This is a genomic window from Candidatus Protofrankia californiensis (assembly GCF_900634765.1).
In the GTDB taxonomy this organism is placed as follows: domain Bacteria; phylum Actinomycetota; class Actinomycetes; order Frankiales; family Frankiaceae; genus Protofrankia; species Protofrankia californiensis.
Map to the genome: position 1 here is coordinate 58,765 of NZ_CAAAFT010000261.1, position 9,753 is coordinate 68,517.

The following is a 9,753-nucleotide window of genomic DNA, read 5'->3' on the forward strand; positions in this document are numbered from 1 at the left end:
TCCCGTCGGGGCGCTCGACGTAGATGCAGTTGCCCGGGCAGTCGTCTGCGGCAGCCACGACGTCGCTGACCAGCGGCAGCGGTACCAGCACCGATTCGCCGGCCTGCGTACGCAACTCGCCGTCGGACCCCTTCACGTATGCCAGACCGTCAACGTCGAACTCGAACACGCCGGGGGCGAGCTGGACGCAGAGACCGTCGCCGGTGCATGCGTCCTGGTCCACGCGTACCCGCAACGTCGAGGGCGTCGATGCCTCAGGGAAATTCGTGGGCGTTGCCACAGGGCTCCGATCGTCTGTCACCATGGCACCGTAACTCGCTGTTTACGCCAAAGCAGGCCCGTAGTCGTCAGACCGGCGTGCCAGCGGCGGTCACAACGGTAGTGTTGGGTGCGTCCCGGTCAGCACGGGGGAGGTGGAGGCGCGGTGTCCGGTCCCCGTTCGGGCTCTGGCTCCGGTGGGAGTTCGGGCCGTCCAGGTGATGGTGATCCACGAGCTTCGGCGTACGAGAAAGAAGTACACGAGCTCACAACTCAGGTCGCTTTCCTCGAGGAGGAGGTGGCGATGCTGCGGCGCAGGCTCAACGAGTCGCCGCGGCAGGTCCGCGCTCTTGAGGAGCGCCTAGCCGAGGCACAGGCGGATCTCGCCGGTGTCAGCGGGCAGAACGACAAGCTCGTGGCCACACTGCGCGAAGCTCGCGATCAGATCATCGCCCTGAAGGAAGAAGTCGATCGACTCGCCCAGCCGCCCAGCGGCTACGGGATCTTCATCGGGTCGTACGACGACGGAACGGTCGACGTGTTCACCCAGGGCCGCAAGCTGCGGGTGACAGTGTCGCCGAACGTCGGCGTCGGCGATCTGAGCCCCGGACAGGAGGTCATGCTCAACGAGGCCCTCAATGTCGTCGACGCACGAGCGTTCGAACGTCACGGTGAGATCGTCCTGCTCAAGGAGATCCTCGAAAGCGGCGATCGGGCACTGGTCATCGGCCACACCGACGAGGAGCGGGTGGTCATGCTCGCCCAGCCGCTGCTGGACGGGCGCCTGCGGGCCGGGGACTCACTGTTGATCGAGACCCGGTCGGGGTACGCCTTCGAGCGCATCCCCAAGTCCGAGGTGGAGGAACTGGTCCTCGAGGAGGTGCCGGACATCGGCTACGAGCAGATCGGTGGTCTCAAGGGTCAGATCGAGTCGATCCGGGACGCCGTCGAGCTGCCGTTCCTCTACAAGGATCTCTTCCTTGAGCACAAGCTGAAGCCGCCGAAGGGCGTCCTGCTGTACGGCCCGCCCGGCTGCGGCAAGACGCTCATCGCCAAGGCGGTGGCCAACTCGCTGGCGAAGAAGGTCGAGGCCCAGACCGGCCAGGGCAGCGGACGGGCGTTCTTCCTGAACATCAAGGGTCCGGAGCTGCTGAACAAGTACGTGGGCGAAACCGAACGGCAGATCCGGCTGGTGTTCCAGCGGGCGCGGGAGAAGGCGTCCGAGGGCATGCCGGTGATCGTGTTCTTCGACGAGATGGACTCGATCTTCCGGACCCGCGGATCGGGGGTGTCCTCGGACGTCGAGAACACGATCGTCCCACAGCTGCTGAGCGAGATCGACGGCGTCGAGCAGCTCGAGAACGTGATCGTGATCGGCGCGTCCAACCGTGAGGACATGATCGACCCGGCGATCCTGCGTCCGGGCCGACTGGACGTCAAGATCAAGGTCGAGCGTCCGGACGCCGAAGCGGCCAAGGACATCTTCGCCAAGTACGTCACGCCGGATCTACCGCTGCATCCGGAGGACCTCACCGAGAACGGCGGCAACCGGGAAGCGACCTGCCAGGGCATGATCCAGCGGGTTGTCGAGCGGATGTACGCCGAGACCGAGGAGAACCGCTTCCTCGAGGTCACCTACGCCAACGGCGACAAGGAGGTCCTGTACTTCAAGGACTTCAACTCGGGCGCAATGATCGAGAACATCGTCGCCCGGGCGAAGAAGATGGCGGTCAAGGAGCTCATCGAGGGGGGCGTCAAGGGGCTGCGGATGCAGCACCTGCTCAACGCCTGTATCGACGAGTTCAAGGAGAACGAGGACCTGCCCAACACGACCAACCCGGACGACTGGGCACGGATCTCCGGCAAGAAGGGCGAGCGGATCGTCTACATCCGCACACTCATCACCGGGACCAAGGGCACCGAAGCGGGCCGGTCCATCGACACGATCGCCAACACGGGTCAGTACCTGTAGCTGATCGGACCAAGGAGCCGGATCAGGGAGTCGGATCGAGGAGCCCGAGCCAGGGCACCGGGCCGGCACCCCTGGCCCGGCTGCTCCGGTCGGTCGGCCCAGGGGTGCATGATCGCAGCTTCCTTCGTGCACGCAGAACGTTCCGCCGAGGGCGGGAGAGCGGGGATCATCCCGCCCTCCCGCCCTCACTGCTGAGGCGGGCACGCGTCCGGACCGAGGTTTCCCGGCCGTCGGCGGAGCCGATGAGCCGGCTGCGGGCCCGGCCGGGTGCTGACCGCCCGTCCGCCGGCGGCACCCGCTCACTGGCCGACACCCGTCCGCTGACGACGTCTACTCGTCGCCGACGATGTCCGCTCGCCGACCCGGAATGTCTCCGGCGCAGCCCCAACGCCCAACCGACGGCCCAATCGATGGGATGATTGGTCCGTGTTTCCGGGCATTTGTCAGGCAGTCACCGAGGGTCACCCATCCGGTCCAGGTCTCGGCGGGAGCTCAAAGCACCTACGCTGGCAGTGTGAGCGTTCGCCGGATCATGGGAGCCGAGACTGAGTACGGCGTCTCGGTGCCCGGTCAGCCAACCACCAACCAGATGCTTGCCTCGTCGCTGGTGGTCAACTCCTACGCCAACCGACAGGCGACCGGCGGCAGCCGGGCTCGGTGGGATTTTGAGGAGGAATCACCGCTGCGCGACGCGCGGGGCTTCGAGCTTCCCCGCGAACCGGTGGTCGATCCGTCCGCGCCAGCCAACGAGGACGATCTGGGGCTGGCCAACGTCATCCTCACCAACGGTGCACGTCTCTACGTCGACCACGCCCACCCGGAGTACTCCACGCCCGAGGTGACCAATCCTCGCGACGTGGTGCTGTGGGACAAGGCGGGGGAGCGGGTGATGGCCGAGGCCGCCCGCAGGGCGCTGTCCGTGCCGGGCACCATGCCGGTGCACCTGTACAAGAACAACACGGACAACAAGGGCGTCTCCTACGGTTGCCACGAGAACTACCTCATGGCCCGGTCCACGCCGTTCGGCGACATCGTCCGCCATCTCATCCCGTTCTTCGTCTCCCGGCAGGTCGTCTGCGGCGCCGGCCGAGTCGGTATCGGAGTGGACGGCCGGGAGGCCGGCTTCCAGCTCAGCCAGCGGGCCGACTTCTTCGAGGTCGAGGTCGGTCTGGAGACGACCCTCAAGCGTCCGATCATCAACACCCGGGACGAGCCACACGCGGACCCGGAGAAGTACCGCCGGCTCCATGTGATCATCGGTGACGCGAACATGAGCGAGATCTCGACCTACCTCAAGGTCGGGACCACCTCGCTCGTGCTCGCAATGATCGAGGACTCCTGGCTCGACGTCGACCTCAGCGTCGACAATCCGGTGAGCAACCTGCGGGCGGTCTCCCACGACCCGTCCCTGCGACACCTGCTGACCCTCTCCGACGGCCGGAAGATGACCGCCATCCAGCTGCAGATGGAGTACCTCGAGCAGGCCCGCAAGTACGTCGAGGACCGTTTCGGCACCGATCCGGACCCGCAGACCGCGGACGTGCTCTCCCGCTGGGAGTCGGTCCTGGTGCGTCTTGAGGACGACCCGATGACGTGCTCCCGGGAACTGGACTGGGTCGCCAAACTCGCCATCCTCGAGGGCTACCGGGCGCGGGACGGGGTGGGCTGGGACGCTCCCCGCCTCCAGCTGGTCGACCTGCAGTATTCCGACGTGCGGGCCGAGCGTGGCCTGTACAACCGCCTGGTGGAGCGCGGGCGGATCGACCTGCTGCTCGCCGAGGACGAGATCGTCCAGGCCATGACCGAGCCGCCGCACGACACCCGGGCGTTCTTCCGGGGTCGCTGCCTGGCGCTGTACCCGCAGCAGGTGGCCGCCGCCTCCTGGGACTCGGTCATCTTCGACATCGGCCGCGACTCCCTGCAGCGGGTACCGACCCTGGAGCCGCTGCGCGGGACCCGGGCGCACGTGGGCGAGCTGCTCGCCCGGTGCCCGACCGCGCTGGACCTCGTGGACGCGCTCGCCGGAGGCTGACCGGCAGGCCGGTGGACACGGGCCAGGTAGGTCGGTCGGGCAGGTAGAGCGGCAGGCCTACCGGGTTCCGGCCCGCCCACCCGGCCTGTGGTCCGCTGTCTGTCCGCGGGCTCACGGCCCACGGACAACTTCGTGGCCGTCCGCCGGACGGCTGTCTGGGGGACGTACAGGGGATGGATGGGCGTACGGGCTGGATGCCTGTACGGGACCCTGGGCGGGCTCCACCGCCGACGTCCAACCCCTGCCCGCAGCTCTTGGTGGGTGGCCGAGCTGGGACTGTCCGTACATTGCGCCGTGGGCGGACGTCGCGACGCGCCGGCCGGATCGTGATGGAGTGGTCCTCCGAGGGCCAAAGGCAGTGCGATCATGTTCTCTCGCGCTGCCGGAGGCCCAGGTCTCTGGGCCAGCAGGGCCAAAGGCAGCGCGATCATGTTCTCTCGCGCTGCCGGAGGCCCAGGTGCTCATGGCGACCCGGGCGCGAGGTCACCGCAGCGGCGTGGTGAGGTCGGCGGCGGGCCGCGAGGAACGCCTCAGGATGTCCGGGCCCGGAGATAGTGTCGCTCCAGACGATCGAAGGAGGGTCTCATGGCCACGAAGGACACTGGCGGCGGTCAGCAGCGCGCGGGCCGGCGGACGGACCAGACCGACGATGTCGAGGTCGAGGAGTCCGGCGCCAACGACATCAAGGAAAGGCACGAGAAGCTGTCCGAGGACGTCGACTCCCTGCTCGACGAAATCGACGACGTGCTCGAGGAGAACGCGGAGGAGTTCGTCAAGGGCTACGTCCAGAAAGGGGGGGAGTAGATAATCCTGCCGACCGCCCGGAGAAAGCTGTGCAGAAATACCGGGGCCGCGGTCGGGAAACCGGGCGGGATACCGATGCCACCGGGTGGGACGCGGCGGAGCCTGCCGACGAGCAGGGGACGCGTGTGTTCGACCCGCAGCCGACTGTCGGCTGGCGGGTGAAGCACGGCCACCTCAGTCGCAGCCGTGCGTGGCCCAGGGCGAAATCGCTGGTAGGCCGGCCCCGGCATCGGCGGCGCAGGACGAGAGTGACATTGTGTGCGTCAGCTGCAACACGGGTCTCGGGGACCTCACCGACGACCTGGTACCACTCACCCGACCCATCGACTATCTGAAGGGGGATTTGTGGCTGATCCAGCGGGAGTCGCCGGGCGTCTACCGTCTGTGTTCATGACACCGGGAACGTCGTCGTTCACCGAGTTTCTGGCCATGGCCGCGCCCGAGCTGCTGCCAGGCGCACGCGGCAGTCTGCCGGTCGCCGTCACCGAGGTGGCTCATGGCACGACGATCGTAGCGGTGACGTACCCCGGCGGCGTGATCATGGCCGGTGACCGTCGCGCGACCATGGGGAACGTGATTGCGCAGCGGGACGTCGAGAAGGTGTTCCACGCCGACGAGTACTCCTGCGTCGGGTACGCGGGCACGGCCGGGATCGGCGCGGATCTCGTCCGCCTGTTCCAGGTCGAGCTCGAGCACTACGAGAAGATCGAGGGTTCCACCCTCAGCCTGCACGCCAAGGCCAACCGGCTGTCCTTCATGATTAAGAACAACCTCGGCATGGCATTGCAGGGGCTCGCGGTCGTCCCGCTGTATGCGGGCTATGACCTCGACGCCGGCAGGGGACGGATCTTCTCCTATGACATCACCGGTTCCCGGGCCGAGGAAAGCGGCTTCCAGGCCATCGGTTCCGGTTCCGTCTTCGCTCGCGGCGCACTGAAGAAGAAGGTCCGGCCGGACCTCACCCGGGACGGGGCCGTACGGGTCTGCGTGGACGCGCTCTACGACGCCGCCGACGACGACTCGGCGACCGGTGGTCCGGACCTGACCCGCCGCATTTACCCGGTGGTCGCCTCGGTGACGGAGGACGGCTTCCGTCGCTTCGCCGACGACGAGGTGGGCACCATCGTCGAAGCCGTCGTCGCCGACCGCATGACGAATCCGGGAGGCTGACATGACCATGCCCTTCGGCTATGCCAGTCCGGAGCAACAGGTCCGGGACAGGTCCGAGTACGCCCGTAAGGGGATCGCGCGCGGCCGCAGTGTGGTCGTGCGCAGCTACTCCGACGGCATCCTGTTCGTGGCCGAGAACCCGTCGTCCACCCTGCACAAGATCAGTGAGATCTACGACCGCGTCGCCTTCGCGGCGGTCGGCAAGTACAACGAGTTCGAGAACCTGCGGACGGCGGGCGTGCGCATGATGGACGTCCGCGGATACATGTACGACCGCCGTGACGTGACCGGGCGGGCGCTGGCCAACTTCTACGCCCAGACCCTCGGCACGATCTTCACCGACAGCATCAAGCCGTACGAGGTGGAGATCGTCGTTGCGGAGGTCGGCGAGGATGCCGGGTCCGACCAGATCTACCGGCTCACCTACGACGGGTCGATCGCCGACGAACGCGGGTTCGTGGCCATCGGTGGGCAGTCCGAACAGGTGGCCATCTCCCTGAAGGAACACCACGCCGACTCACAGACACTTGCCACGGCTCTGCGGGTCGCCGCGAACGCGCTGCGAGCCGGCACGCCCCCGGGCAGCAACGGCGACCGCGTCCTGTCATCGGCCAATCTTGAGGTTGCCATGCTCGACCGCACCCGTAACCGTCGGCTGTTCAAGCGCATCCCCGGCCCACAGCTGGACTCGCTGCTGGCCGAAACCGCCGAAGCCACGACCTGACCGGCGGCCGGTTCCCCTTCCTGCGGCCGAAGGCGGCGCGAAACTGTTCTCTGCGCGCCGCCGGAGGCCCGGGGAGGGCGGCTGGTTCAGGCGGAAGCCACGTGGGTGCGCAGCCAGGCGAGCGTGCGGTTCCAGGCGTCCTCAGCTGCCGCCGGCCGGTGAATCTCGGCGCGGTCGTCGCTGTGGAAGGCGTGCCCGGCGCCGGGGTAGCTGATCAGCTCGGTCGGTGCCGCGGCGGTGCCCGCAGCGGCCCGCAACGCGATGATCTCGTCAACGCTGATCAGTACGTCCTCCTCGCCGTACAGGCCGAGCCACGGCGCGCGTAGCGCCGGCGCGAGCTCCACCAGCGGTGGCACGCCGTCCCAGTACGGCGTGTTCACACCGCCGCCGTAGAACGACACGGCCGCACCCACGGCATGGCGGGTAGCGGTGAACAGCGTCGCGGTCCCGCCCATACAAAACCCGATCACCGCGGTCCGCTCGGGGCCGAAGCCGGCGTCGGCGAGGTGGGCGAGGCCGGCGTCGACGTCCGTGGTGATGCCGGCAGCGGTCAGGGTGCCCATCTGCTGCGGAGCGGACGACCAGCTGCCGGCCGGGTCGACCTCGGTGATCCCGTCCCGGTGGTAGAGATGCGGCGCGACCGTGAGCCAGCCGGCGTCCGCCAGGCGCGCGCAGACCGACACCAGGTAGGGCGTGATCCCCCGCGCGTCCTGGAGCACGATCACCCCGCCGCGGATCGACTCGTCCGTGCGCGGTGCGACCACCGTGGCCGGGGTGGTGCCACCCCACGGTTGTGACGACCCCGGGATGCTCGGGTTTCAACGTCATGCTGGTCGTCCTTCCCAGCGGACCGAAGGCGGCGCAATACATGCTTTTCGCGCGTTGCCGGGGGCCCGAGTCTCCGTATCACTACGCGGATCCCGGTGCGAACGGTACCGGACACGGATAAGCGCATCCGGTCCGCTACCACGTGCAACCGTGTGCAACCGTACAGCGGTGACCGGAGGCCCGGTGGGAGGCCGGTGGGACCGCGGCCGGGGCGGGTAGGAGCGTCCGTCCACACCGCGGCGGGCGTGAAGCATAGGGTCGTCAGTGTGGATCGCCGCATCTTTGGCCTGGAGAACGAGTACGGGGTCACCTGTGTCTTCCGCGGCCAGCGCAGGCTGTCCCCGGACGAGGTGGCGCGCTACCTGTTCCGTCGGGTTGTCTCCTGGGGTCGCAGCAGCAATGTCTTCCTGAAGAACGGTGCCCGGCTCTATCTCGACGTGGGCAGCCATCCGGAGTACGCCACCCCCGAGTGCGACTCCGTTCCCGATCTCGTCACCCATGACAAGGCCGGCGAGCGCATCCTGGAGGGGCTGCTGGTCGAGGCGGAAAGACGGCTGCGTGAGGAGGGGATCGCCGGCGACATCCACCTTTTCAAGAACAACACCGACTCGGCCGGGAACAGCTACGGCTGCCATGAGAACTACCTGGTGGGACGGCACGGCGAGTTCAGCCGGCTCGCCGACGTCCTGGTGCCGTTCCTGGTCAGCAGGCAGATCCTGTGCGGGGCGGGCAAGGTCCTGCAGACCCCCCGCGGGGCGGTGTACTGCATCTCGCAGCGCGCCGAGCACATCTGGGAGTCGGTGTCATCGGCGACCACCAGGTCCCGTCCGATCATCAACACCCGGGACGAGCCGCACGCCGACGCCGAGCGTTTCCGGCGCCTGCACGTGATCGTCGGGGACTCGAACATGAGCGAGACCACGACGCTGCTCAAGATCGGCTCTACCGACCTCGTCCTGCGCATGATCGAGGCTGGCGTGGTGCTGCGGGACATGTCACTGGAAAACCCCATCCGGGCGATCCGCGAGGTCAGCCACGACATGACCTGCCAGCGCAAGATCAAACTGGCGAACGGGCGCGAGGCGAGCGCGCTGGAGATCCAGCGTGAGTACTTCACCAAGGCGCTGGAGTTCGTCGAGCGCCGCGGCGGGGACGCGGTCGCCAAACGCGTCCTGGACCTGTGGGGACGGACATTGCTCGCGATCGAGACCGAGGACCTGGAGCTGGTCGCCCGCGAGATCGACTGGGTGACCAAGTACGTGCTGATCGACCGGTTCCGGCACCGGCACGGTCTGTCGTTGGCTTCACCTCGCGTAGCCGAGATCGACCTGAAGTATCACGACATCCATCGCCACCGGGGCCTGTACTACCGGATGGAACGGGCCGGGCTGGTGGAACGGGTCAGCCGCGACCTCGATATCTTCGAGGCGAAGTCCGTCCCGCCGCAGACCACCCGGGCCCGGCTGCGGGGCGAGTTCATCAAACGAGCCCAGGAGAAGCGGCGTGACTTCACCGTCGACTGGGTGCACCTCAAGCTCAACGATCAGGCCCAGCGCACGGTGTTGTGCAAGGATCCGTTCCGTTCCGTCGACGACCGGGTCGACAAACTCATCGCCAGCATGTGAGGACCACCTACCTGTGACCGTCGTCCCACGCCCCGGCAGGGGTGTCTGCTCCGCTCTGCTCTCCGCCGTCCTGCTCGGTTCGATGATTGCCGTGCTTGCCGCCTGCAGCGGCTCCACCGCGCCCGACGGGACCAAGGCCGCGCCGGTGCGCGCGGACGACACCCTCACGCTCCCGGCCGGGAGCGCGCAGGTGCCCGCGGTGACGGGCGCGAGCGACCTGTCGACCAAGCCGACGATCGCCGCCGGGACCGGCACACCTCCGGCGACGCTGGTGACCCGGGACCTCGTGGTCGGTACCGGAGCGGCCGCGGCGCGGACCAGCACCGTGTTGGTCCAGTAC

At 67.8% G+C, this 9,753-nt stretch carries 8 protein-coding genes and 1 pseudogene; 7 read left to right on the forward strand and 2 right to left on the reverse strand.

From position 1 onward, the window contains the following. Positions 1 to 304, reverse strand: a 304-nt coding sequence (locus tag DD1DGNOD_RS14440; protein ID WP_165036724.1) for a ferredoxin, incomplete at its 3' end; no start/stop codon positions are given. A gap of 120 nt (positions 305 to 424) precedes the next feature. On the opposite strand from DD1DGNOD_RS14440, the gene arc reads away from it, so the two are divergent. The 5 genes from arc to prcA all read left to right on the forward strand — a co-directional run bounded on the left by arc (position 425) and on the right by prcA (position 6,960). Beyond that, positions 425 to 2,230: a proteasome ATPase gene (arc, locus tag DD1DGNOD_RS14445; RefSeq protein ID WP_131766884.1), complete on the forward strand. Its 1,806-nt coding sequence runs from the start codon at positions 425 to 427 to the stop codon at positions 2,228 to 2,230. 514 nt (positions 2,231 to 2,744) lie between these two features. Beyond that, the gene (gene dop, locus DD1DGNOD_RS14450) at positions 2,745 to 4,262 is read left to right on the forward strand and encodes a depupylase/deamidase Dop (RefSeq protein WP_346434323.1); all 1,518 of its coding nucleotides are present in this window, start codon (positions 2,745 to 2,747) and stop codon (positions 4,260 to 4,262) included. Between the two features lie 585 nt (positions 4,263 to 4,847). Beyond that, the gene (locus DD1DGNOD_RS14455) at positions 4,848 to 5,066 is read left to right on the forward strand and encodes a ubiquitin-like protein Pup (protein ID WP_131766886.1); all 219 of its coding nucleotides are present in this window, start codon (positions 4,848 to 4,850) and stop codon (positions 5,064 to 5,066) included. A gap of 390 nt (positions 5,067 to 5,456) precedes the next feature. After that, positions 5,457 to 6,236 carry a proteasome subunit beta gene (gene prcB / locus DD1DGNOD_RS14460; RefSeq protein WP_346434324.1) on the forward strand — a complete coding sequence of 260 codons (780 nt, stop codon included), beginning with the start codon at positions 5,457 to 5,459 and terminating at the stop codon, positions 6,234 to 6,236. Position 6,237: 1 nt separating this feature from the next. Next, complete coding sequence (gene prcA / locus DD1DGNOD_RS14465; RefSeq protein ID WP_131770367.1) at positions 6,238 to 6,960, forward strand: proteasome subunit alpha; 723 nt, start codon at positions 6,238 to 6,240, stop codon at positions 6,958 to 6,960. 86 nt (positions 6,961 to 7,046) lie between these two features. On the opposite strand, the gene DD1DGNOD_RS14470 is transcribed toward prcA, so the two are convergent. Continuing rightward, positions 7,047 to 7,769, reverse strand: coding sequence for a dienelactone hydrolase family protein (locus DD1DGNOD_RS14470; protein WP_131770368.1), 723 nt, complete (start codon positions 7,767 to 7,769; stop codon positions 7,047 to 7,049). 285 nt (positions 7,770 to 8,054) lie between these two features. On the opposite strand from DD1DGNOD_RS14470, the gene pafA reads away from it, so the two are divergent. Together pafA and DD1DGNOD_RS14480 are read left to right on the forward strand one after the other, a co-directional pair. Continuing rightward, positions 8,055 to 9,413 (forward strand): Pup--protein ligase, encoded by a 1,359-nt coding sequence (gene pafA, locus DD1DGNOD_RS14475; RefSeq protein WP_131766888.1) that lies wholly within the window; start codon positions 8,055 to 8,057, stop codon positions 9,411 to 9,413. Positions 9,414 to 9,426: 13 nt separating this feature from the next. Then, positions 9,427 to 9,753, forward strand: a pseudogene (locus DD1DGNOD_RS14480) (FKBP-type peptidyl-prolyl cis-trans isomerase); the annotation flags it as partial.

Bases quoted from the DNA above. Each gene is read 5' to 3' on its own strand.
- prcA (WP_131770367.1), top strand. From the start codon at position 6,238: ATGACCATGCCCTTCGGCTATGCCAGTCCGGAGCAACAGGTCCGGGAC.
- prcB (WP_346434324.1), top strand. From the start codon at position 5,457: ATGACACCGGGAACGTCGTCGTTCACCGAGTTTCTGGCCATGGCCGCG.
- DD1DGNOD_RS14455 (WP_131766886.1), top strand. From the start codon at position 4,848: ATGGCCACGAAGGACACTGGCGGCGGTCAGCAGCGCGCGGGCCGGCGG.